This is a genomic window from Paraburkholderia susongensis, from assembly GCF_900177725.1.
Taxonomy (GTDB): domain Bacteria; phylum Pseudomonadota; class Gammaproteobacteria; order Burkholderiales; family Burkholderiaceae; genus Paraburkholderia; species Paraburkholderia susongensis.
This window is the reverse complement of record NZ_FXAT01000006.1, coordinates 70,004-92,227: the sequence shown is the minus strand read 5'-3', so window position 1 is coordinate 92,227 and position 22,224 is coordinate 70,004. Positions and strand designations below refer to the sequence as shown.

The following is a 22,224-nucleotide window of genomic DNA, read 5'->3' as shown; positions in this document are numbered from 1 at the left end:
GCACCGGACGGCGCGCTGCACAACCTCGCGTACGCAAACAGAAGTATCAAGCACGATTCAGGAGTGAATATGACTGGTAAGGTAAAAGTGGCGATCATCGGGTCCGGTAATATCGGCACCGATCTGATGATAAAAGTGATGCGCAATAGTCAGCACCTCGAAATGAGTGCGATGGTCGGCGTCGATCCGCAATCGGACGGCCTCGCGCGGGCGCGCCGGCTCGGCGTGACGACGACCGCCGAAGGTCTCGACGGTCTGCTGAAACTCGACCTGTTCAAAGACATCGACATCGTGTTCGACGCGACGTCGGCCGGCGCGCACAAGCGCCACAACGACGTGCTACAGCAGCATGGCGTGCAGGTGATCGACCTGACGCCCGCGGCAATCGGCCCGTACGTGATCCCGGCGATCAATCTCGAAGCCGAGAACGCGACCAATATGAACATGGTCACCTGCGGTGGCCAGGCGACGATTCCGATCGTCGCGGCGGTGTCGCGCGTCGCGAAGGTCCATTACGCGGAAATCATCGCGTCGATCGCGAGCAAGTCGGCGGGTCCCGGCACGCGCGCGAACATCGACGAGTTCACCGAAACGACGCGCAGCGCGATCGAAACGCTCGGCGGCGCGACGCGAGGCAAGGCGATCATCGTGCTGAATCCGGCTGAACCGCCGCTCATCATGCGCGACACGGTGTTCGTGCTGTCCGATCTTGCGGACCAGCAGGCGATCGAAGACAGCATCGCGCAAATGGTCGCAAGCGTGCAGGCGTATGTGCCGGGCTACCGCCTGAAGCAGAAGGTGCAGTTCGACGTGATCGCCCCTGAACAGCCGCTGAACGTGCCCGGCATCGGCCCGAGGCATGGCCTGAAAACCTCGGTATTTCTCGAAGTGGAAGGCGCCGCTCACTACCTGCCCGCCTATGCGGGCAATCTCGACATCATGACGTCGGCCGCGCTCGCCTGCGCCGACATGATGGCGCGCCGCCGCGTCGCGGCCGGCATCGCGCGTGGACACAAGGAGGCCGTGTAATGACAACGATCGACAAAAAACTCTATATCTCCGACGTGACGCTGCGTGACGGCAGTCATGCGATTCGCCATCAGTACAGCATCGCTCACGTGAAGGCGATTGCGGCCGCGCTCGATCAGGCGGGCGTCGACAGTATCGAGGTCGCGCACGGCGACGGCGTCGAAGGATCGAGCTTCAACTACGGTTTTGGCGCGCATAGCGACGTCGAATGGATCGCGGCGGCGGCCGAAAGCGTCACGACCGCGAAGATCGCGACGCTGCTGATTCCCGGTATCGGCACGATGCACGATCTGCGCAATGCCTACGATGCGGGCGCGCGTGTCGTGCGGGTCGCCACGCATTGCACGGAAGCGGACGTGTCGCGCCAGCATCTCGAGTTCGCGCGCGAACTCGGCATGGACCCGGTCGGCTTTCTGATGATGAGCCATATGACGACGCCGCAGAAGCTCGCTGAGCAGGCGAAGCTGATGGAGAGCTACGGCGCGAGCTGCGTGTACGTCGTGGATTCGGGCGGCGCGCTCGGCATGAACGACGTTCGCGACCGCTTCCGAGCGTTCAAGGACGCGCTGAAGCCGGAAACGCAGACCGGCATGCACGCGCACCACAATCTGAGCCTCGGCGTCGCGAATTCGCTAGTGGCGGTCGAGGAGGGCTGCGATCGCATCGACGCGAGCCTCGCGGGCATGGGCGCCGGCGCGGGCAATGCGCCGCTCGAGGTGTTCATCGCGGCGGCGGAGCGTCAGGACTGGAATCACGGCTGCGATCTGTATCGGCTGATGGATGCGGCGGACGATCTGGTGCGGCCGTTGCAGGACCGGCCGGTGCGCGTGGATCGCGAGACGCTCGCGCTGGGTTACGCGGGTGTGTATTCGAGCTTCCTGCGGCATGCGGAAATTGCCGCGAGCAAGTATGGGCTCAAGACGGTCGACATTCTTGTCGAGCTTGGGCGGCGCAAGATGGTGGGCGGGCAGGAAGATATGATCGTCGACGTTGCGCTCGATCTGTTGAAGCGCGCCGCGCATGAAGAGGTGCGCGTCGAGCCGACGATGAGTGAGGCGGATTAAACGGGTTAAGGTAGCGAAGCAGAAACGCGGCTTGGGTGTTGAAAGCCGCGTTTCGTTGTGAGCCGGTTGCGACTGATCCGGCGTGGACCGACGGTTGACGCTGTTTGTCCGGTTAGTCCTCACCTTCGAATCAGATACAGAAGTGTCGGTAGTTTTCGCTGGTGACGATTAGCCCTGAAATGAAATTCTGATATCACCTGCTCTTCTCTCGGTCAGGACGTCTTTGATAAGATTCATCGCCGGCGTGGCGTGGTTATTCGTTGAGAAGCCGCTTCACTTCTTCAAAGAACGACGCGGTGGTGTGTCCCCACGAGACAGGATTAAAAGTCAGCCCGTACGCAGCCTTAAACGCGGTGTCGAGATCCAGTGCATGATCGCGACAGAATTGATCAATCTGACCTACCAGAATTAACCGTGCTGGCGGTTGACTTTCACTTCTATACGCAGCAACGATTTCCTCTATCGTATCCCCCCATAAATCAAATTCTTCTCCTAAGTAACCTTGGAGAAACTTTGAAAGTTCGGGGTATCGATCGGTATGTTTCATTGCCTTTATTTCACCAAAAAAGCAGTAACTACGTAATATGGCATGCCGTTGTATCGTTCCTTGCGCAAGAACATCTCAACCTTGCTCAGTTCAATCATCTTTCCGGTTTCCCTCACCAATCCGTATCCTACCGTTCTTCCAGTCTCGCCAACCAACTGGAGTGTGCGGCTGGCATTGCCTGGCCGTGTCCATGCCTGGATATCCGATGCGCGCTTCTGCATGATTCCAGAAATGGCCCATTCAGCCGCTTGTCGATCAAAGAATGAACTGACCATTTCACGCCGAGGCTCGCGCGCAAGTCTTGCCTGCAACCACGCTTTGTCTTTTCCCACGTGCTTCTCGAGCGTATGGCCGCCGATCCCGCTTCCCGCTTTCGCTTCGTGCATTTCCAGATTAATCCGGCCCATTGTGACACGCGCGACGCGCGCAGCCCTGATCGAGCCAGCAAAGCCGAAGGGCACGGCGATATCGAGCGACAGGCCGATATTGTTCGCCATGTCGGGACTGACCTTCATCGCCTCGGCGAGCTTCGCAGTGCCTCGCTGTGTCAGTGTTTGCGTGTCGGTGCCGGTCCAAAGCTGCCGCAGCCCCGATGCCGCCGTATCCGAGCCATGCAGACCGAATGCCACACATCCAGCCTTGCTTGCCATCGTCGGTTCGGGCAGCACACATAGCGCTCCTGCACCCACCATTTCCAGCACGCCACCAACAACTTGCAAACCGCCCCAAAGACGGTTCGAAAGCGTCTCCGTCTCGCTAATCGATACCCGAGCCAGCATTGCCGCTAACTGCGGGGCGCTGAACACAACTCGCACGCCGTCCCGATCTTGCCCTGCTGACATTCACATACTCCGCCTGGTTGTTCGCAGAGCTAAGTTAGCCGACAACGACGAGGCGTGATATGGGCGATGGATGATTTTCGAGTACCGCAAACCCTGAATTGCTTACTCATGAGCACCGGCGCGGGCAATGCGCCGCTCGAAGTGTCCAGGTTGAGCAGGTTGAGGTAGCAAATCGGAAACGCGGCTTTGCCGTTGAAAGCCGCGTTTCGTCATGAACAAATTCGCCAATCAGCGCTTCACCGGCCCCGGATCGCTCTGGCTTGGCCGCCCCGTCTCGACGTGGCCCGCGAAGCGGCGCAACACCTTGTCCGACGCACCACCCTGCGTCGTCGCTGCGATGCTCAGGTCGAACCACCCGTGGCTCGAACTCAGTTCCCAGTGATCCTGGACTGTCTGACCGGCCCTCACCGTGTACTGATGCGCGTTGGCGCGGCTATACGCGTTGTCGACGGTGACGCTGCATGCGGCAGTGCCTGTGTTGCGAAGCTCGAGATACACATGGCGGTTGAACACATCGTAGCCGATGCGCGCGTCGGGGTTCGCGTGACGCCCGTCCGCCGCGACCTGCACATTGCCCTGAAACTCGTACAAGGAACCATTCGGCCCGTAGACCGCGAGATGATACGCACCTTGCGCGGCCGACGTGCTCCAGTAGTCGGCGAGCTGGTCCCGCGATGCGACCGTGTAGCGGCGCGGCGGGTTAGCCGGGTTCAGGCGGTCGTACACGTAGAACGCCGCGCCCGCCGCTCCGGTGTTCGAGAAGTCGAGCCACAGATTGCCGTCGCGGCCGCTCACGCGGCTGTGTACGAACACTTCATACGGCAACGCCCGCGCCGGACGCGTGCCGGGCTCCTGCGTCGGCATGGTTTGCTGCGCGGGCACCTGATACGCCTGGCCGGCTGTCTGGATGTGTTGCGGCACCGTGAAGCTCGCCGTCGACGTGTCGGGCTTGCCGGAGAAGTCGAACGCGGAGGTCAGGTCGCCGCAAACCGAGCGGCGCCACGCGCTGATGTTCGGCTCCTGGACGCCAAAACGCGCCTCGAGAAAGCGCAGCACGGACGTATGATCGAAGGTCTCCGAGCAGACCCAGCCGCCCTTGGACCACGGCGAGATCACGATCAGCGGCACGCGCGGCCCAAGGCCGATCGGCTGGATCCCGCCGGGGTCCGCGCCCGGAATGAGCGGGCCCATCTCCTGCGGATACTTGCCGAGGTCGAGATATTCGTCGCCGATATTCGACAGCAAACTCGACGACATCATGCCCTCGCCGTTCAGCCCGCTCGTGAGCGGCGGCACCGGCGGCACGACGTGATCGAACAGGCCGTCGTTCTCGTCATAATTGAGGATGAACACGGTCTTCGCCCACACGTCGGGGTTCGACGTCAGTGCCTCGAGGACCATGTTGATGTAGAACGCGCCATCGGTCGGCGACGCGGACGGGTGCTCGCTGTACTTGTACGGTGCAACGATCCATGACACCTGCGGCAACTGGTTCGCTTGCACGTCGGCCTTGAGCTCGGCAAGCGTGTGGTTCGATGCGCCCTTGTCGACGAGCGGGCCGCTCGCGCCTTCCTGCACCTGGAACTTCTTGAAGAACATCAGCGAGTTGTCGGTGTAGTTGTCGGTCGGGTCGCCCGGAATGCCCGTGCCGCCCTGGTACACCTTCCAGGAGATGTTCGCGTTCTCCAGACGCTCGGCATACGTGGTCCACGTATAGCCGTTCACGTTATCGCGCTCGCCGATGCCGGGGCCGTTCGGCGGACTGCCGTAGATGTTGCGCGAATCGATCGTGCCGGTCCACAGGTAGATCCGGTTCGGTGCGGTATCAGCGTGCACGGAGCAATGATACGCATCGCAGACCGTGAACGCGTCGGCGAGCGCGTAGTGGTACATCACATCCGCGCGCTTCAGATAGCCCATCGTCAGGACATCCTGCTTCTGGTTCACCCACTGGTCCCACTGACCGTCGTTCCACGCGAGGTGGCCGGTGCTCCAGCCGTGGTTCGTGCCCGGCTGGAATTCGGTCGTCTGCTTCGGATCGAGATAGAACGGCAACACGTACGGCGCCGACGGGCTCAGCCCGCGCGACTGATATTGCGACGTCTGTACCGATGCGGGCGGCTGCTGCCAGACCGGTGCGCCGCTCGGCAGCAGGTGCGGACGCGGATCGCCGAAGCCGCGCACGCCGCGCAGTCCGCCGAAGTAGTGGTCGAACGAGCGGTTCTCCTGCATGAAGATCACGACGTGCTCGACGTCCTGAATCGTGCCCGTGCGCCTCGCGGCGGGCATCGCGAGCGCCTTGCGAATGGCTGGCGGAAAGCCCGCATACGCAGCCATTGCGCCCGCCGATTGGGCAGCGACGCGCAGAAAGTCGCGCCTGTTTTTCGTCGACATGGGGTAATCCTGTGATTGGGATGGAAAAGAAATGCGGCCTGCGGATCAGTGCGCGTTGCTCGTGCCGGCGTCGGGCGCCCAGTGCATGACGGGCTCGCCCGGCGCGTTGTCTTCGGCGCTCTGGTTCGTATTCGCGTCGGAGCCAGCCATCTGCTGGCTGTTTGCGCTCTGCGAAACTGGCGTGCCGGTGCTGCCGCTGCCATCGCACGCGGCAAGCACGCAGCAAAGGAGTGGCGCCGCCCAGACGGCGCGCAAATCGATTCGACGCATGGAAATGGGTCCGTGGATGACGAGTGCGTGCATTAACGCATCGGTGAATGTCCTCGACGTGACCGGTTCCACCAGGTTTCTTTTGGACTACCTCAGTTTTTTTGTTCGATGCCAAAGCATGCGTCGCCGCGCGCAAACGAGAACGCATATCGGCCGGCGCATACGACATACGCGCGTCATCCGCGCGACACATCGGCACGCTAAGCTGCCGCGAGACCCAGGAGGAGATGAGGATGGAATTGTGTTCGATCAGCTGAAGGCATTTCACGCGACGGTCCGCCAAGGCAGCATCACCCAGGCGGCGCGGCATCTCGGCGTCAGCCAGCCGACCATCGCCGCGCAGATCCGGCAGATCGAGCAGTTATACGGCGTTGAACTGTTTTATCGCAGCGGGCGCCGCCTCGCCGTCACCGAGACGGGCATCGGGCTCCTGCCCCTCGTCGAAAAAATGATCGACTTCGAAGCGCAGGCCGACATCATGCTGCGCAACATCGGCGGGTTGTTCGAAGGCCAACTGCGGCTAGGCGCAACGGGGCCTTACTACATCATGGAAGCGATCGGGCGGTTCTCGACAGCGCATCCATCAATCGCCCTCACCTGCCGGATCGGCAATTCGGAAGACATCCTCAATGCGCTGCTCGAATTTCGCATCGACCTCGCGGTCTCGTCGCGCCGCAACGATGTGGAAGGGCTTGAGCGGCGCGTGATCTCGACCGATCCGCTCGTGCTCGTCGTGCATCACAGCCATCCGCTCGCCCGCTTCGAGGCTATCGAAGCGGCGCAACTCGCAAGCGTGCGTTTGCTGATCCGTGAAGCGGGTTCCGTCACCCGCAGCTGCACCGAGGATATTCTCGAGCAGGCTGGCGTCAGGCCGGCGTCCATCGCGGAGATCGGCAGCCGCGAGGCGATCCGCGAAGCAATCCTGCATGGCGTGGGCGCGAGTCTTTTTCCGCGTGGCGAAGCGGAGCAACATCCCGACCTGCGCGTCATCAAGCTAAGCGACGTCGACACGACGATCGACGAATACGTCTACTACCTCAAGGCGCGCCGGCATAGTCCCACCATCGAGGCGTTTCTTGCGTGCATCGTACCGTGTGGGCAGATGCGTGAAAACGGCGCCGGCCCTTCCCGCCAATCGCATCAACCCGCGCTTCCGATCAACCCCATCGCGGCCTCGAACAACGCACTCTCCGGCTGCGCGAATTCATTGACGAGATTGAAGTGATTCGAGTGCGTGTTCGGCACGAGCGTCACCGGCAAGCCGCGCGCGCTGACGTCTTCATGAAACTGCAGCGTCTGGTTCCTGAACCCGACCGTCTCCAGCCCGCCCACCGACAGCACCAGCGGCGGCGCCTTCTTCGGCAGACACAACGCCGGACTCAGCAACGCCGCCTGATCCGGATACAGCCGCAGCCATTCGTTGACGTTGATATCGCACAGCGGACGAATGTCGTAAAGCCCGCTCAGCCCCACCACGCCTTTGATCACATCCTGCGGCACGTCAAAGCGCGCCTGCCAGTCGTCCGCGTAAAGCATGCCGGCGAGATGAGCGCCGGCCGAACTGCCGCACACGTGGATACGCTGCGTATCTATCCCATACGCGCCGCCATGCTCGTACAGCCATGCAAACGCGCTGCGCACTTCGCGCACCACTTCGCCGAGCGTCGCTTCCGGCAGCAGCGTGTACTCGACCATCGCCACCGCCACGCCCGCATCAGTGAATGCGCCCACCATCGAGCACGCGTCTTCCTTGCGCTGCGAGCGCCAGTAGCCGCCGTGAATGAAAACGAACAGCGGCGCACGCTGCGCTGCCGCGGTGACCGGAAAAATATCGATGCGCTCGGCCTGCCCCATGCCGTACCGCAGATCGAGAATGCCCGTGCAGCGCTGCCGTGAAGCCAGCGCGAGCGATGCATATGTGCGCATCTCGGCGTCGAAATCGCTCACCGATGCGCGGGCGTTGTACTGCACCGCGCGTTCGGCAAGATCGGCGAAAGTCAGATCGAACGGCATGAGGAGTCCTTTTGGTATTTGCACGCAGAGGCATGCAAATGCTGTGGATACTGCAAATGCAGTGGCAAATACGAAAAATGCCGCGCGCGCCGTCAAGCGCCGCGGCCAATGCATTCTATCGAAGCGACCCCGATCAGATGCTCAGATGCGCATGCAAGGCGTCCGCTTCGGCGCTCAGTTGCGTGGACGTACCGTGCCACACCACCGTGCCTTTCGACATCACATAGTGATAGTCCGCAATCGCGAGCTGCGACGCCAGGTTTTTATCGATGCACAGAATCGCGAGACCGGTCTTCTTCAACTCGGCGAGACACTTCCAGATCTCCTCGCGAATCAGCGGCGCAAGCCCTTCGGTTGCCTCGTCGAGAATCAGCAGACGCGGGTTCGTCATCAACGCGCGGCCGATCGCGAGCATCTGTTGTTCACCGCCGGACAGTGCCGAGCCGAGATTGCGCGCGCGTTCCTCGAGACGCGGAAAGAGCTGATAGACACGTTGCAGTGTCCACGCACCGCCCGGCCGCTCGACGTGGCGCGCAGTGGCAACCAGATTCTCGCGCACCGTCAACGTCGGGAAGATGTGCCGCCCTTCCGGCACGAGCCCGATGCCCGCGCGCGCGATCCGATAAGACGCAGCGCTTTCGATCGGCTGGCCCGCCATGCGGATCGAACCGCGCCGCGACTTCAGCAGACCCGCGATCGATTTGACCGTCGTCGATTTGCCCATCCCGTTGCGGCCGAGCATCGTCACGAACTGGCCGTCGTCGATATTCAGCTCGACGCCGAACAGCGCCTGGCTGCGGCCGTAAAATGCTTCGAGCGAAGCGACTTCGAGCAGGCGGCTCATGCAATGCTCCCTGACAGGTTCGACGGCGCTTGCTCGTCGCCGAGATAGGCCGCGCGCACGGCCGGGTTCGAGCGGATTTCGTCCGGCGTGCCGGTCGCGAGCGCCTTACCGTAGACCAGCACGGTGATGCGATCGGCGAGCGCGAACACCGCGTCCATGTCGTGCTCGACCAGCAGCATTGCATGCGTGCCCTTCAGCGCCTGCAATTGTGCAGTCATCTGCACCGTTTCAGCCTGGCTCATGCCGGCCATCGGTTCGTCGAGCAGCAGCAGTTGCGGGCGGCTCGCCAACGCCATCGCGAGTTCCAACTGACGGTGTTCACCGTGCGCCATCTCGGCCACGCAAACATCCGCCTGCGCGGCGAGGCCCGTCTGTTCGAGCAGCGCGAGCGCGTCGTCGAACACGTCGCGACGCGCGGCAAGCCGGCTCCAGCAATTGAAGCGCGACGCGCGCTGCGCGTTGACCGCGAGCAGCACGTTGTCGAGCGCCGTGTATTCAGGCAGCACCGACGTGATCTGATACGAGCGCGCGAGTCCGAGCCGTGCGCGCCGCTCGACCGGCAGGCGCGTGATGTCCTCGCCCGCGAACTGAATCGTGCCTTCGTCGGGCGTCAGCTCGCCGGCCAACTGGCCGATCAGCGTGCTCTTGCCCGCGCCGTTCGGGCCGATCACCGCGTGAATCTCGCCGGGTTCGACCGTCACGCTGAAATGGTCGGTTGCCGTGAAACCGCCGTAGCGCTTCACGAGTCCTTGTACATGCAGCAGACTCATTGCGCACCTCCCCGCGAAGCGCGGCTGCGCTCGCGCCTTGCATCGAGCGCATACGCGAGACCAATCAGACCGCGCCGGCTCAGCAATACCGCGATGACGATCAGCGGTCCCATCACGAGCATCCAGTGTTCGGTGACGCTCTTCAGCCCTTCTTCGAGCAGCACCATCACGAGCGTGCCGATCAGCGGTCCGACGAAGCTACCGGCGCCACCGATCACGACCATCACGATCAGATCGCCCGACATCGTCCACGACATATACGAAGGCGCGACGAACTGCGTGAGGTTCGCGAACAGCATGCCCGCGACGCCGCACAGCATCGCCGCGATCACGTAGACCGCGAGCTTCATCTGCGTGGCCGGCACGCCGAGTGCGCGCATACGGCGCTCATTGATGCGGATGCCGCCGAGCGTCATGCCCGCCGCGCTCTTCAGAAAACGCCGGCCGAACAGCAGCAGCGCGACCAGCAAACCGGTAGCCACGTAGTACAGCGTGATCGAATCGCCGAGCGACAGGCTGCCGAAACGGCTCGCGCTCGCGAGTGCGAATCCGTCGTCGCCGCCATATTCGCGCAGACTCACTGCGAAGAAATAAAACATTTGCGCAAACGCGAGCGTAATCATGATGAACGCAATACCGCTCGTGCGCAGCGCGATCGCACCGGTCACCAGTGCGATGACCGCGCAGGCCGCGAGTGTCGTCGCCAGATGTACCGTGCCGCTCGCGACGCCATGCTGCGCGAGCATCCCGGTCACGTACGCGCCGACCCCGAAATACAACGCATGTCCAAAGCTGACGAGACCGCCGACGCCGAGCATCAGGTCGAGCGACAGCGCGGCGATCGCGAAGATCGCAATGCGCGCGAATAGCACCACCAGAAACGGCTGGCCGGTCATTGCCGCATAGGCGGGTACCGCGAGCAGCAGCACGGCGAGCAGCCAGCCGAACCGGTCGACGTAACTCACGCGACGGCGCTCGGTGCCCGCCGCGCTCTGCGCGCTCGCCGTGCTGCTCACGGAAACAGGAATAGGCATCATGTCGGCTTCAGGAATGTTTGACGGGAAAGAGACCCTGCGGACGCCACGCGAGCACGAGCGCCATCAGGATGTAGATCAGCATCGACGCGAGCGCGGGCCCGGCCGTATCGGCGCTGCTGCGCTCCAGCACCTGGCGCAGCAGCGCGGGCAGCAACGTGCGCCCGAGCGTATCGATCACGCCGACCAGCAGCGCGCCGAGAAACGCGCCACGAATCGAGCCGATGCCGCCGATCACGATCACAACCATCGTCAGGATCAACACCGGCTCGCCCATGCCCGGCTGCACCGACAGAATCGGCCCCGCGAGCAGACCCGCAATGCCCGCGAGCGCCGCCGCGACGCCGAACAGCACTGCGTTGAGCAGCACGACGTTCACGCCGAGCGCGGCGACCATCTCGCGATGCGTCGCACCCGCGCGGATCAGCATGCCGATGCGCGTGCGATGAATCACGACGTAGCAGCCGGCCGCGACCGCGAGCCCGACGACGACGATCAGTAGCCGGTAGGCCGGATAGTGAAGACCGAACAGGTTGACCGCGCCCGACAGCGCTTCGGGCACTTCCATGTAGTACGGCGACGGCCCCCAGATCATGCGCGTCAGCTCATTGAAGAACAGGATCAGCCCGAAGGTCGCGAGCACCTGGTCGAGGTGATGCCGCTGATACAGCCGCCGGAACACCACCGACTCGAGCAGCATGCCGAGCGCGACGAGCGCCGCCACCACCGCAAGCGCGGCAAGCACGAACGACCCGCTCTGGTTATAGACCAGCGCGCCGATGAACGCGCCGATCATGTACAGCGAACCGTGCGCGAGATTGACGAAATTCAGAATGCCGAAGACGAGCGTGAGCCCGGCCGCCATCAGAAACAGCAGCACGCCGAGCTGCAAGCCGTTCAGGCATTGCATGACGAACAACGTGAGGTTCATCGCCGGCGTCCGCTCAGTTCATCTTGCACTGCTGTGCAATGGGGTTGTTGACCTTCGGCACGATCGGGCCTTTCGCTTCGAACGACGCGCCGTTGGCCGTGCGCACCACGTCGACGCGATAGAAGCCCGCGCGCGGAAACTGATTCGCGTCGAAGCTGAACGGACCACGCACCGACTGGAACTTCGCGCCGGCAAGCGCGCGGCGCAATGCCTTGCTATCCGAAACGTTGCCTTTGACCGCCGTGAGCGCCGTATCGAGCAACGTGGCCGCGTCGTACGATTGCGCCGCGTACATCGACGGCACACGGCCGTATTTTTTCGTGAACGCCGCAACGAACTGCGCGTTCTGCGGATTCTGCAAGTCCGGCGAATACGGTGCGCTCGTGATCGCGCCGACCGCGAGTTCCTTCAGTGCGGGCAGCGTGGTGCCGTCGATCGTCGATACGGAGATCAGCGGAATCTTGCCGAGCAGACCGGCCTGCCGGTACTGCTTGACGAAGTTCACGCCCATCCCGCCCGGATAGAACACGTATACCGCATCCGGTTGTGCGGCCTGCAATTGCGACAACTCGGCCGAATAGTCGGGCTGGTTGACCTGCGTATAGACTTCGTCGACGATCGAGCCGCGATAGTCGCGCTTGAAGCCGGAGACCGCATCGCGGCCCGCCTGGTAGTTCGGCGCCATCACGTAGACGCGCTTGTAGCCGAGGTTCGTCACCAACTGGCCGCCGGCTTCGTGCAGCTCGTCGTTATTCCACGAGGTCGAGAAGAACAGCGGCGAGCACCCCGCGCCAGCCAGTTGCGTCGGGCCCGCGTTCGAGCCGATCAGCACCACCCCGGCGCTCGTCACCGGCTTGTGGATCGCCATCATCACGTTCGAGAACGTCACGCCGGTGATGATCTTCACGCCGTCGCGGCTGATCAGTTGCTGCGCTTCCTGCAACGCGAGGTCCGGTTTCAGCTGGTCGTCCTCACGGACGATCTGCACCGGCACACCGCCGAGCTTGCCGCCCTTCTGCTCGACCGCGAGCATCAACGCGTCGTACTGATCCTGACCGAGCGCGCCGCCCGGGCCGGACAGCGTGCCGATGAAGCCGATTTTCAGCGGCGCGGCATCCGCTGCGAAAACGGGAGCGGGCAATAACGCGGCCGCGGCCATCGCGCCCAGCACCGCCATGACTGCGCGGGTGCGAGTAGCGGCTTGTGTAAAACCACGGCGGCGCAACGAACGAGGAACGAGCGTGACGGTCATGACAATGTCCCCTGGCAAGCGATTGATCTGTAGATCGGGTGGTATGGAAAAGCTGGCGCGTTGAATGAGCTTAAACGGCGCGCTCTACGTCTATATCGAAGAAACGGGCGGCGTTGCCCGCGCAAATGCTGCCTCGCTGCTGCTCGTCGAGCCATTCGCTGCTGGTCACGAGCGCGCCGATCTGCTGTTCGCCGAGCGGGAACGGATGGTCCGAGCCGAGCATCACGCGCTCGGCGCCCATCACTTCGACGAGCAGACGCAGCGCGCGCGGATCGAACACCGCACTGTCGACATAGAAGCGATCGACATACTCCGACGGCGGACGCGGGCAATCCTTGCGCACGATGTCGCGGCAATGCCACGCGTTATCGACGCGGCCGAGCAGGAACGCGAAGCTGCCGCCGCCATGTGCGAACGCGAGCTTCAGCGAACGCGGAATCCGTTCGAATGCGCCCGACAGGATCAGCGACAGAATGCCGAGCTGCGTTTCCGCCGGCATCGCGACGAGCCAGGGCAGCATCCACTGCTTCATGCGGCCGTCGGTCATCATGTCCCACGGATGCACGAGCACCGGAATGTTGTCGTTCGCGCAATGCGTGAGGAAGCTCACCAGGTGCTCGTCGTCGAGATCGCGCGGGCCGAGGTGATTGCCGATCTGCACGCCGACGTGACCAGCCGCCTTCGCGCGGCTCGCCTCGCGGCACGCGAGCTCGACGTCCTGCAGCGGCACCTGCGCGAGCGCCTTCAGGCGGTTCGGGTTGTACGCGCAGTGTTCGAGCGCGAGGTCGTTCATGCGCGCGGCCCAGTCGGCCGCGGCGCGCGCTTCGTAGCGATAGGCGAACATGACCGGCGTCGCGCAGACGATCTGCGCGGCGACGCCGACGCGATCGAGGTCCTCGATGCGGGCGGCCGGATTCCACAGCGCCTCGCGCACCGGACGGAAGCTGCGCTCGCCGACCATGATGTTGCCGGTCTCGCCGCTCGCGTCGATCTGCAGCCACGGCGCGCTGGATGCATCCAGCCGGCTCGCGTCTTCCCGCCCAATGCGCGGGAAGAAATGCGAGTGCATGTCGATTTTCTTCATGTTGTCGAACTCGAATAGGTTTGACCGCAGGCCTCCGCGCGAGCGACTCGGCTCACGCGGGACCGCGGGTTGTACAGCATCTCTCAGGTGTCGGGCAGGTGGCGCTCGGGGCGTTTTTCTGGCGCTCTGACGGCGCTCTTATGGCGCCCCGTCGTCCCTCAGGCCAGACTCATGCGCCCTTGCCGCGATGCACGCGCCCGCAGTGCGGGCAGGTGCGCAGCTTTTCGTCGTTGTAGAACGCGTCGAACAGTGGCGGCAAATCGGTCACGATGTTCATCAGTTGCACTTCGGCGCGATGCACGAGCTGGCCGCAGCCGTCGTCGCTGTCGCAATACCATTCGAAGCCGTCGGTCTGCCCCGCCGGACGCTGCCGCTCTATCACCAGACAGGCGCTGTCCGCTTCCGGGCGCTGCGGCGAATGCCGCACGTGCGGCGGCAGCAGCATCACGTCGCCTTCGCGCAGATCGACGCGTTCCTTCTTGCCGTCGATCCACAGATTCAGATACGCGTTGCCGCGCAACTGATAGAAGAATTCCTCGCTCGGATCGTCGTGGTAGTCGGTGCGATGATTCGGACCGCCAACGATGGTCACGATGAAGTCGTGGTCCTGCCAGATCTGCTGATTGCCGACCGGCGGCCTCAGCAGATGCGCGTGTTCGTCGATCCAGCGGTTCAGGTTGAGCGGCGGCATGAAACTGGACATCAGAAGTCTCCTGAAACAGCAAATGTGATGACTAGCGAGGCGGTACGGCGCGTCTTCAGCGCGGCTTGTAGGCAACCGCCTTGATCTCGATAGCCAGATGCGGATGCGGCAGCTGGTGCACGGCGACCGTCGTGCGGGCCGGGCCTTCGGCATCGAAGTAGTCGCCGTACACCGCGTTATAGCCGCCGAAATCGTTCATGTTCACCAGATACGTGCAGATCTCGACCACGTCCTTCAGCGTCGCGCCTTCGGTCGCGAGGATGTCGCGAATGTTGTCGAGCACCGCGCGCGTCTGCTCGCGGATGTCGAGCTGCATCGTGCCCATCGCGTCGGCCTGCGCGCCGGCGATAGTGTTGTCAGCGCGGCGCGAGCTCGTGCCCGACACGAACAGGAAGTCGCCGGCTCGCTTCAGATGCGGATAGGCGCCGCGCGGGCGGGCTTTTTCGGGCAGCAGTTGGGAAGAAACGGTCATGATGCCCTCACAGTTTGATGCAGATGGTCGACAGCTCGGAATAGAAATCGAGCGAATGGCGGCCGCCCTCGCGGCCGAGCCCCGAATGCTTCGTGCCGCCGAACGGCGTGCGCAGATCGCGGCTGAACCACGTATTGACCCACACGAGGCCGGTATGCATCTGCCGCGACACGCGGTGCGCGCGCGTCAGACTGGTGGTCCACACGCAGGCAGCGAGCCCGTACGCGCTGTCGTTGACGCGGCGCACCACTTCGTCTTCCGCGTCGAACGGCGCGATGTGGCATACGGGTCCGAAGATTTCTTCGCGCACGCAGCGCGCGCTGTCGGGCAGGCCGGTCAGGATGGTCGGCTCGACATAGGCGCCGCGGTCGCGCGCGTCGCCGAATTGCGGCGTGCCGCCACCGGTCACGACCGTTGCACCTTCGTCGACGGCGAGACGGTAATACGACAGCACCTTGTCGCGATGTCCATGCGAGATCACCGGGCCCATGTCGACATTCGCTTCATCCGGATAGCCGATCTTCATCGCCTCGGTCTTCTGCTTCAGTGCCGCGACGAAGCGCTCGAAAATCGGCCGCTCGACGTACACGCGCTCCGAGCACAGGCACACCTGGCCCGCATTCGTGAAGCTCGAACGGCGCACGCCCTCGACGGCCGCTTCGAAATCGGCATCGGCGAACACCACGGCCGCATTCTTGCCGCCGAGTTCGAACGAAATCTCCTTCACGTCATCGGCGACAGCCTTCATGATCGCGCTGCCGGTGCGCGATTCGCCGGTGAAGGTGATTGCCGATACGTCCTTGTGATGCGTGAGCGCTTCGCCCGCGGAGCCCGGACCGAAGCCGTGCACGAGATTGAACACGCCCGCGGGCACGCCCGCTTCGTGCATCACTTCGGCGAGCAGCGTCGCCGACGAAGGCGTCTCCTCCGACGGCTTCACGACCACGCAGTTGCCCATCGCCAATGCGGGCGCGACCTTCCAGGTCATCAGCAGCATCGGCAGATTCCACGGCGAGATGATGCCGACCACGCCGAGCGGCTTGCGCACCACGTAGCTGAACTGATCGGAACCGTCGGCGGCGCGGCTTTCGAAAATATCGTTCGGCGTCGTCGAGATCAGTTGCGCGAAGGTGCGGAAGTTCGCGACACCGCGCGCGATATCGAGCGAGCGTGCCTGGTGCACCGGGCGGCCCGTATCGGCAACTTCGGCCGCGACGAAATCGTCGAAGCGGCGCTCGATGCAATCGGCGATGCGATTCAGCAATGCCGCGCGCTGCTGCACGTCGAAGCGGCCCCACGGACCGTCGAGCGCGGCGCGCGCCGCCGTGACCGCGCGGTCCACTTCGGGCGCGCGTGCCTCGCTGACCAACGCGAGCACTTCGCCCGTCACCGGGCTGCGATTCTCGAAGCGTGCCTCGCTCGTGACGAATTCACCGCCGATGTAATGGCGCAGCAAAGGCGGCGCACCTGCGGCGGACGACGAAGGAAACGAAAACGGATAGCTCATCTGCATGGATTCCTGCGTAGAACGGATGCAATGAGTCTAAGAGGCCGCTTCCATAAAAAATAATAACGATTTCGTCCACCGATATTCCATTCCTCTATACCTGAGGCCGCACGCGCGCCATGCCTCGCGCTCACGCGTTCATTCGGCGATGCGCGCCGCGCTCTCGCGCAGGCATGCAATGAAGCGTTCGCAGGCCGGGCTGATTTTCTTGTCGGCGCGCGTCGAGAAGCCGACCGCGCCGAAATCCGCGGCCTCGCGCAGATGCACGATCGCGAGCAGGCCCGCGTCGACGAACTGCTGCGCGGCCGCGCGCGGCATCAACGCGACGCACTCGCGTTCGAGTAACAACCCGATGTTGGTCAGCATCGACAGCGATTCGACGCGATCGGCCGGAAGCGGCAGACCGGCATCCTGGAACAGCCGTTCCGCGCGAATGCGTGTCGGCGAATCGGCGAGCGGCAGGATCCACGGCAGGTTCGCGAGATGGGCGAGACGCGGCTTCGCGGGCAATTTGAGCGCGTGGCGCGCGCCGACCACGACGCAAAACGATTCCTGAAACAGCACCTCGTGCTGCAATGGAAACGCGCTCCCGAGCGGCAGTTCGCGCTCGGGCAAGCGGCCGACCACGATGTCGAGATCGCCGGTCGCGAGCGCGGGAAACAGTTGCGCGGTGGCCGCTTCGCGCACGGTGACGACCATGCCCGGCGCCTGCTCTTTCAGGAGGCGAATCGCCATCGGCAACAGGCGCGCCGATGCGGCGATCAGCGTGCCGACGATCAGATGACCGGCGGTGCCGCCCTGTAGCGCGTTGATTTCGTCGGTCAGATAGCGCAGCTCGGTATGCATCGATTTCGCGCGGCGGCCGAGCAGCTTGCCGAGCTCGGTCGGCACCACGCCGCGATTGGTGCGCTCGAATAGCGGCGCGCTGAAGAACGCTTCGAGCTCCTGCACCGCCTTGGTAATCGCGGGCTGCGTCATGCCCAATTCCTTCGCCGCACGCAGCAGCGAGCCGCTGTCGATCACCTTCGCGATGAGAATCAGCTGCTGCAACTTCAGCTTGCGCGACAGCGAGACGTGCGACAGCTCCGCAACGCGTTCAGGCAGGCGGCGTACGTTCTTGTTCATATTCGATCTCCTCCAGTGTTCGCGTTTCCACGCGCCGGCAACGACGCACGGATCGCCGCAGATATTACCGTTCCGACTAGCCACAGCGGGTCTTTTCATTATTTTTTCCGCGCCGCTCGCTCTAGATTCACTCTGCTTTTCGCCCGAGCCTGCCGGAGCAGGCCGGTAAGCAACCTCGATGTTGCCCGTCAATCAAGCTCAAGCGAGCAGATCATAATCAGGAAAATCGATGAACAGAACCAAGACGTTCGCCGCAGCCGTGATGGCCTGTGCCGGCGCCGCCACGACTTCCCATGCGTTCGCGCAAAGCAGCGTGACGCTGTACGGCATCGTCGATGAAGGCCTCACTTATACGACCAATCAGAACGGCCACAGCAACCTGCAGATGCAAAGCGGCGTCTCGCAGGGTTCGCGCTGGGGGCTGCGCGGCAACGAAGATCTCGGCGGCGGCATGCGCGCGATCTTCGTGCTGGAAAACGGCTTCGATCCGTCGACCGGCGCGCTCGGCCAGAATGGCCGCCTGTTCGGCCGCAGCGCGTACGTGGGTCTCGATTCGCGTTTCGGCACGCTGACGCTCGGCCGCCAGTACGAGTTCATGACCGACTATGTGGCGCCGGTCAGTGCGCAGGGCCAATGGGGTATTTACTTTGCGCATGCCGGCGACGTCGACAATCTGAACGGTACCTTCCGCGTCAATAATGCGGCCAAATACCAGACTCCGAGTTTCGGCGGATTTCATCTGGGCGTGTTGTATTCGTTTGGCGGACAACCGGGTTCGTTCGCGACCAATAGCCTCGTGAGCGTGGGTGCGAATTACAACAACGGGCCGTTATATGCCGCGGCCGCTTATACGCATATCAATAGCCCGTACGCGGCCGTGTTCGATTCGCTGCCGAAAAATGCGCTGTATACACGCTATTTGCCGAGTGCGACGAGCCAGGAAATCTACGGTCTTGGCGCGACGTACGTCCTCGGCTCATTCAAGTTCGGGCTGAACGCGACGCGCACGGTGTTTCATTCCGGACTCGACGGCGCGAACGTCGACTTCAACAACTACGAAGCGTGGCTCGGCTATTACATCTCGCCCGCGTTGCAAGTGGGTGGCGGCTATACGCTGACCGACGTCGACGAACACGCTACCGGCAACAAGCCGCGTTATCAGCAGGCGAACCTGATGCTCGATTATTTTCTGTCGAAACGCACCGACGTCTATGCGATGGCCGCGTGCCTGACCGGCAGCAGCGGCACGCATGCGCAGATGGATTACGTGACGGCTGCCTCGTCGAGCAACCGGCAGGCGCTGGTGCGGGTGGGGATTCGTCACAAGTTTTGATGCGCAGCGGGCGGTGGGGGCTTGTCAGTAATTTCGTGTTCAAGGCATATCCTGCTCCCCAGGAAAATATATGCCTCGCAAACCGAAGACCTCGCCGGCAGAACTGCCGGCGATTTCCTGTCGAACTTTCTGACAAAGCCCTAAATTACTAACCACGGGGAAGTCGCCGCCACATCAGAACAACTGGCGAATACCAAGCTGAACCGCCAACTGGTTCGCCGACGACGAATAGCCATTCGTGGTTCCCGGTGTAACGACGAGAAAATTGCCCGCCGGACCCGCACCCGCGAACGCGTGCTGCCAGGTGCCGAACAGATAGACGTCGGTGCGCTTCGACAGCCGATAGTCGATCGTCGCGCTGACCAGATGAAACTTGCCAGTGCGCTGGTCGATATAGGCGTAGCCCGCGCCTGTGTTCAGAAATGGCGTGAACTGGTACACCAGGCCCGCTTCATAAACCTGCGTAATCAACGCGGCGCCCGTGACCGAAGTTGCGTTCGTGTAGGTATACAACCCGTTCAGCGATACGGGACCGAAGGTCACGCGCCCGCCCGCCGCCGCGGTCTCGATCGAATTCGCGTTGAGCGCGATCTGCGCGAGCGTCCCGGCAGCGCCGTTGGTTTTCGTGAATGCACCGGCAAGCGAGTATGGCGCGCCGCTACTGGGCACAAAAGTAAACCCGACGCTGTAGACGCGTGGATTGCCCGGTGCGCCGCCGAACGATCCGGCTACGTTGCTGAAGCCATACATGCCGCCCACCACGAACCCGGCGATCTGCGGCGACCGGTATTTGACAGCGTTGTTGACCGCCTCGCCCGCAATCCGGTCGATGTCGTATGCAAGGTGAAACGAATATGACGGTGCGAACTGCACGACGTTGCTGTAGAGCGAAGTAAAGTCGTAGACGAAATCGTAGTCGCGGCCGAGCGTCAAGGTGCCGAACCGGTCACTCGCCATGCCCACATAAGCGCGCCGGCCAAACAACGCGCCACCGTTGCCAAGCTTGCCCGTACTCAGATCGAATCCGCTCTCGAGCGTGAAGATCGCACGCAATCCGCCGCCGAGATCCTCGTTGCCCCGAAACCCGAACCGGTCCGCCTGGTTGATGCCGCTATCGAGCCGGACATTGCTCTTTCCGCCCTGATTGCTGATATAAGTAATCCCCGTCGATACGATCCCGTACAGCGTCACGCTGCTTTGCGCATACGCACTGCCAGCCGTTGCCATTGCAATGGCCGCCGCTATCGTCAGTCTCCTCATTTTTTCTCCGTGTCTCCAAATATAATATTTGCACTACTATTTAATTAATCGGCAACGTCGCTTGCTTGACCCAGGCCCAACGCTACGCACTGACGGCCGCGGAACCCTCGCGAAGCCGGAATCTCTGCACCTTGCCGGATTCGGTGCGCGGCAACGCTGCGAGAAATTCGATCGCTCTCGGGTATTTGTAGGGGGCGATGTTCGCCTTGACGAAATCCTGCAATTCCTTGGCGAGCGAATCGCCGCCGTCGCAGCCTTCGCGCAGCACGACGTACGCTTTCACGATCTGGCCGCGCTCCCGATCCGCCGCGCCGATCACCACGCATTCGGCAACCAGCGGATGCTGCAATAGCGCCGCCTCCACTTCGTGGGCCCCGATGTTGTAGCCGGCGGAGATGATCATGTCGTCCGCGCGTCCCTGGCTGTAGAGATAGCCGTCTTCGTCGGCGATATAAGCGTCGCCCGTATAGTTCCAGCCATCCATCACATACGCGCTCTGGCGGGGATCGTCGAGATAGCGGCAGCCGGTCGGCCCTTTCACCGCGAGCAGCCCGACGCGGCCGGGCGGCGCCGGCTGGCCGTGCTCGTCCATGACGCAGGCGATATAACCCGGCACGGCCTTGCCGGTCGCGCCGGGCCGCGCAGTGTCTTCGTCCGCGGACACGAAGATGTGCAGCAGTTCAGTACTGCCGATACCGTCGATCAGCTCGATTCCGGTCCTCTCGCCCCATAGTGCCCGCACGCTCGCGGCCAGCACCTCGCCGGCAGAAACGCACTTGCGCAAGGTGCCGCCAAGCGGCACCGAGAGCCGGCGCGCCGCGGCGCCCTCCGACATCGCGCGGTAGGAAGTCGGCGCGGTAAAGAGGACCGTCGCGCCAAAGCGGGGAATCGCCTCGAGCAGTTGCTCGGGCCCTGCCTTGGGAAGCAGGATAGTGGATGCGCCGACGCTCATCGGAAACAGCACGAGTCCGCCGAGACCAAAGGTGAATGCAAGAGGCGGGCTGCCGACGAAGCGATCATGCGCATCGGCCTTGAGCACATGTACCGGCCAGCAGGCACAGGCCGCCATCACGTCGCGATGAAAGTGCATCGTACCTTTCGGCTTGCCGGTCGTACCTGATGTGAAAGCGATCAGACATGTATCGTCCGCCGCGGTCGGGACGTTGACGAAATCGCTGGACTGGCGCGCCATGGCGGCCTCGAGGCCCGTTTCGGGGCCTGCTTCGAGCCCTGACACCTCGCCGCCGTAATAGCGGATCTGCCCGAGTACCGGCTGCGCGGCGGCGGCCGAACGCAGTTCGTCCGCGAAACCTTTTTCGCAGAGCGCGTGGGTAACCTGAGCTTTGTCGATGACCTCGGTCAACTCTTTCGCGCGCAGAAGCGGCATCGTCGCGACCGCAATGCCGCCCGCCTTCACCACCGCAAACCAGCACGCGACGAGCATCGGCGTGTTGGCGCCGCGAAGCAGGACGCGGTTGCCCGGCACGAGCCCCATCTCATCGACGAGAACATTCGCGATCCGGTTCGCCTTCTCGTACAGATCGCCGTAAGTCCACGAAACGTCGGGCGGCGCCTGGATGCATAGACGCCCGGCTTCCCCCTGCTCGATCCAGCGGTCCAGCAACGCCTCCGCGCAATTCAGCCTCGGGGGAAACCGCAGTTCCGGCAGATCGAACAGGAACTCCGGCTGCTGTTCCCTCGGCGGCAACCGATCGCGAGCAAAGGTGTCGATGTGTGCGGTATAGCTCAT

The 22,224-nt window shown here is 63.1% G+C and carries 21 protein-coding genes; 4 read left to right on the top strand and 17 right to left on the bottom strand.

The genetic code is table 11. The features are described 5' to 3' along the window. The first annotated feature begins 69 nt into the window (after positions 1–69). Positions 70–1,029: an acetaldehyde dehydrogenase (acetylating) gene (locus tag B9Z01_RS19365; protein WP_085485935.1), complete on the top strand. Its 960-nt coding sequence runs from the start codon at positions 70–72 to the stop codon at positions 1,027–1,029. Then, positions 1,029–2,093, top strand: coding sequence for a 4-hydroxy-2-oxovalerate aldolase (gene dmpG / locus B9Z01_RS19360; RefSeq protein WP_085485933.1), 1,065 nt, complete (start codon positions 1,029–1,031; stop codon positions 2,091–2,093). Before B9Z01_RS19365 ends, dmpG begins: the two co-directional genes overlap by 1 nt. Positions 2,094–2,346: 253 nt before the next feature. Here the strand turns inward: dmpG and B9Z01_RS34970 are convergent, their stop codons facing one another. From B9Z01_RS34970 to B9Z01_RS19345, 4 genes are all read right to left on the bottom strand, one after another. Continuing rightward, entirely contained in the window at positions 2,347–2,640 is a 294-nt protein-coding gene (locus B9Z01_RS34970) for a contact-dependent growth inhibition system immunity protein (protein WP_143808996.1), read from the bottom strand. A 5-nt stretch (positions 2,641–2,645) separates the two neighbouring features. Beyond that, complete coding sequence (locus B9Z01_RS19355; RefSeq protein WP_085485932.1) at positions 2,646–3,482, bottom strand: RNase A-like domain-containing protein; 837 nt, start codon at positions 3,480–3,482, stop codon at positions 2,646–2,648. Between the two features lie 228 nt (positions 3,483–3,710). Beyond that, positions 3,711–5,876 carry a phosphocholine-specific phospholipase C gene (locus B9Z01_RS19350; protein WP_085485930.1) on the bottom strand — a complete coding sequence of 722 codons (2,166 nt, stop codon included), beginning with the start codon at positions 5,874–5,876 and terminating at the stop codon, positions 3,711–3,713. A 45-nt stretch (positions 5,877–5,921) separates the two neighbouring features. After that, entirely contained in the window at positions 5,922–6,146 is a 225-nt protein-coding gene (locus B9Z01_RS19345; RefSeq protein ID WP_143808995.1) for a hypothetical protein, read from the bottom strand. Positions 6,147–6,387: 241 nt separating this feature from the next. Between B9Z01_RS19345 and B9Z01_RS19340 the strand changes: the two genes are divergently transcribed. Beyond that, positions 6,388–7,371, top strand: a complete 984-nt coding sequence (locus B9Z01_RS19340; RefSeq protein WP_085485926.1) for a LysR family transcriptional regulator — start codon at positions 6,388–6,390, stop codon at positions 7,369–7,371. Here B9Z01_RS19340 and B9Z01_RS19335 read toward each other — a convergent pair. The 11 genes from B9Z01_RS19335 to B9Z01_RS19285 form a co-directional block, all read right to left on the bottom strand. Next, entirely contained in the window at positions 7,287–8,159 is an 873-nt protein-coding gene (locus B9Z01_RS19335; RefSeq protein WP_085485924.1) for an alpha/beta hydrolase, read from the bottom strand. The two genes, B9Z01_RS19340 and B9Z01_RS19335, sit on opposite strands and share 85 nt — an antisense overlap. Before the next feature lie 133 nt (positions 8,160–8,292). After that, complete coding sequence (locus B9Z01_RS19330) at positions 8,293–9,003, bottom strand: ABC transporter ATP-binding protein (protein ID WP_085485922.1); 711 nt, start codon at positions 9,001–9,003, stop codon at positions 8,293–8,295. Next, positions 9,000–9,773 carry an ABC transporter ATP-binding protein gene (locus B9Z01_RS19325; RefSeq protein WP_085485920.1) on the bottom strand — a complete coding sequence of 258 codons (774 nt, stop codon included), beginning with the start codon at positions 9,771–9,773 and terminating at the stop codon, positions 9,000–9,002. The genes B9Z01_RS19330 and B9Z01_RS19325 overlap by 4 nt, the downstream gene beginning before the upstream one ends. Continuing rightward, on the bottom strand, positions 9,770–10,810 hold the full coding sequence (locus B9Z01_RS19320; protein WP_085485918.1) for a branched-chain amino acid ABC transporter permease: 1,041 nt from the start codon (positions 10,808–10,810) through the stop codon (positions 9,770–9,772). Before B9Z01_RS19320 ends, B9Z01_RS19325 begins: the two co-directional genes overlap by 4 nt. 7 nt (positions 10,811–10,817) lie before the next feature. Next, positions 10,818–11,738, bottom strand: coding sequence for a branched-chain amino acid ABC transporter permease (locus B9Z01_RS19315; protein ID WP_085485916.1), 921 nt, complete (start codon positions 11,736–11,738; stop codon positions 10,818–10,820). Positions 11,739–11,751: 13 nt separating this feature from the next. Then, on the bottom strand, positions 11,752–12,915 hold the full coding sequence (locus tag B9Z01_RS19310) for an ABC transporter substrate-binding protein (RefSeq protein ID WP_085485914.1): 1,164 nt from the start codon (positions 12,913–12,915) through the stop codon (positions 11,752–11,754). A gap of 145 nt (positions 12,916–13,060) precedes the next feature. Further along, positions 13,061–14,074, bottom strand: a complete 1,014-nt coding sequence (locus B9Z01_RS19305; RefSeq protein ID WP_085485912.1) for an amidohydrolase family protein — start codon at positions 14,072–14,074, stop codon at positions 13,061–13,063. 169 nt (positions 14,075–14,243) lie between these two features. Continuing rightward, complete coding sequence (locus B9Z01_RS19300) at positions 14,244–14,777, bottom strand: 3-hydroxyanthranilate 3,4-dioxygenase (protein WP_085485910.1); 534 nt, start codon at positions 14,775–14,777, stop codon at positions 14,244–14,246. 55 nt (positions 14,778–14,832) lie between these two features. Continuing rightward, entirely contained in the window at positions 14,833–15,249 is a 417-nt protein-coding gene (locus tag B9Z01_RS19295) for a RidA family protein (protein ID WP_085485908.1), read from the bottom strand. Between the two features lie 7 nt (positions 15,250–15,256). Beyond that, a complete protein-coding gene (locus B9Z01_RS19290) occupies positions 15,257–16,756 on the bottom strand; it encodes a 2-hydroxymuconic semialdehyde dehydrogenase (protein WP_085486505.1) in 1,500 nt (499 codons plus the stop codon). 138 nt (positions 16,757–16,894) lie between these two features. Continuing rightward, positions 16,895–17,881, bottom strand: coding sequence for a LysR substrate-binding domain-containing protein (locus B9Z01_RS19285; RefSeq protein WP_085485906.1), 987 nt, complete (start codon positions 17,879–17,881; stop codon positions 16,895–16,897). Between the two features lie 229 nt (positions 17,882–18,110). Between B9Z01_RS19285 and B9Z01_RS19280 the strand changes: the two genes are divergently transcribed. After that, positions 18,111–19,214 (top strand): porin, encoded by a 1,104-nt coding sequence (locus tag B9Z01_RS19280; RefSeq protein ID WP_143808993.1) that lies wholly within the window; start codon positions 18,111–18,113, stop codon positions 19,212–19,214. A gap of 174 nt (positions 19,215–19,388) precedes the next feature. Here B9Z01_RS19280 and B9Z01_RS19275 read toward each other — a convergent pair whose 3' ends face one another. Continuing rightward, a complete protein-coding gene (locus tag B9Z01_RS19275; protein ID WP_085485904.1) occupies positions 19,389–20,474 on the bottom strand; it encodes a porin in 1,086 nt (361 codons plus the stop codon). A gap of 82 nt (positions 20,475–20,556) precedes the next feature. After that, positions 20,557–22,224, bottom strand: coding sequence for an AMP-binding protein (locus B9Z01_RS19270; RefSeq protein ID WP_085485902.1), 1,668 nt, complete (start codon positions 22,222–22,224; stop codon positions 20,557–20,559).

What these genes read in the sequence shown, in the direction of transcription:
- B9Z01_RS19290 (WP_085486505.1), bottom strand. Translation starts at nt 16,756, where the DNA reads ATGAGCTATCCGTTTTCGTTTCCTTCGTCGTCCGCCGCAGGTGCGCCG.
- B9Z01_RS19365 (WP_085485935.1), top strand. Translation starts at nt 70, where the DNA reads ATGACTGGTAAGGTAAAAGTGGCGATCATCGGGTCCGGTAATATCGGC.
- B9Z01_RS19270 (WP_085485902.1), bottom strand. Translation starts at nt 22,224, where the DNA reads ATGAGCTATACCGCACACATCGACACCTTTGCTCGCGATCGGTTGCCG.
- B9Z01_RS19310 (WP_085485914.1), bottom strand. Translation starts at nt 12,915, where the DNA reads ATGGCGGTGCTGGGCGCGATGGCCGCGGCCGCGTTATTGCCCGCTCCC.
- B9Z01_RS19305 (WP_085485912.1), bottom strand. Translation starts at nt 14,074, where the DNA reads ATGAAGAAAATCGACATGCACTCGCATTTCTTCCCGCGCATTGGGCGG.
- B9Z01_RS19295 (WP_085485908.1), bottom strand. Translation starts at nt 15,249, where the DNA reads ATGACCGTTTCTTCCCAACTGCTGCCCGAAAAAGCCCGCCCGCGCGGC.
- B9Z01_RS19300 (WP_085485910.1), bottom strand. Translation starts at nt 14,777, where the DNA reads ATGTCCAGTTTCATGCCGCCGCTCAACCTGAACCGCTGGATCGACGAA.
- B9Z01_RS19280 (WP_143808993.1), top strand. Translation starts at nt 18,111, where the DNA reads ATGAACAGAACCAAGACGTTCGCCGCAGCCGTGATGGCCTGTGCCGGC.
- B9Z01_RS34970 (WP_143808996.1), bottom strand. Translation starts at nt 2,640, where the DNA reads ATGAAACATACCGATCGATACCCCGAACTTTCAAAGTTTCTCCAAGGT.
- B9Z01_RS19355 (WP_085485932.1), bottom strand. Translation starts at nt 3,482, where the DNA reads ATGTCAGCAGGGCAAGATCGGGACGGCGTGCGAGTTGTGTTCAGCGCC.
- B9Z01_RS19335 (WP_085485924.1), bottom strand. Translation starts at nt 8,159, where the DNA reads ATGCCGTTCGATCTGACTTTCGCCGATCTTGCCGAACGCGCGGTGCAG.
- B9Z01_RS19345 (WP_143808995.1), bottom strand. Translation starts at nt 6,146, where the DNA reads ATGCGTCGAATCGATTTGCGCGCCGTCTGGGCGGCGCCACTCCTTTGC.
- B9Z01_RS19275 (WP_085485904.1), bottom strand. Translation starts at nt 20,474, where the DNA reads ATGAGGAGACTGACGATAGCGGCGGCCATTGCAATGGCAACGGCTGGC.
- dmpG (WP_085485933.1), top strand. Translation starts at nt 1,029, where the DNA reads ATGACAACGATCGACAAAAAACTCTATATCTCCGACGTGACGCTGCGT.
- B9Z01_RS19320 (WP_085485918.1), bottom strand. Translation starts at nt 10,810, where the DNA reads ATGATGCCTATTCCTGTTTCCGTGAGCAGCACGGCGAGCGCGCAGAGC.
- B9Z01_RS19350 (WP_085485930.1), bottom strand. Translation starts at nt 5,876, where the DNA reads ATGTCGACGAAAAACAGGCGCGACTTTCTGCGCGTCGCTGCCCAATCG.
- B9Z01_RS19315 (WP_085485916.1), bottom strand. Translation starts at nt 11,738, where the DNA reads ATGAACCTCACGTTGTTCGTCATGCAATGCCTGAACGGCTTGCAGCTC.
- B9Z01_RS19330 (WP_085485922.1), bottom strand. Translation starts at nt 9,003, where the DNA reads ATGAGCCGCCTGCTCGAAGTCGCTTCGCTCGAAGCATTTTACGGCCGC.
- B9Z01_RS19325 (WP_085485920.1), bottom strand. Translation starts at nt 9,773, where the DNA reads ATGAGTCTGCTGCATGTACAAGGACTCGTGAAGCGCTACGGCGGTTTC.
- B9Z01_RS19285 (WP_085485906.1), bottom strand. Translation starts at nt 17,881, where the DNA reads ATGAACAAGAACGTACGCCGCCTGCCTGAACGCGTTGCGGAGCTGTCG.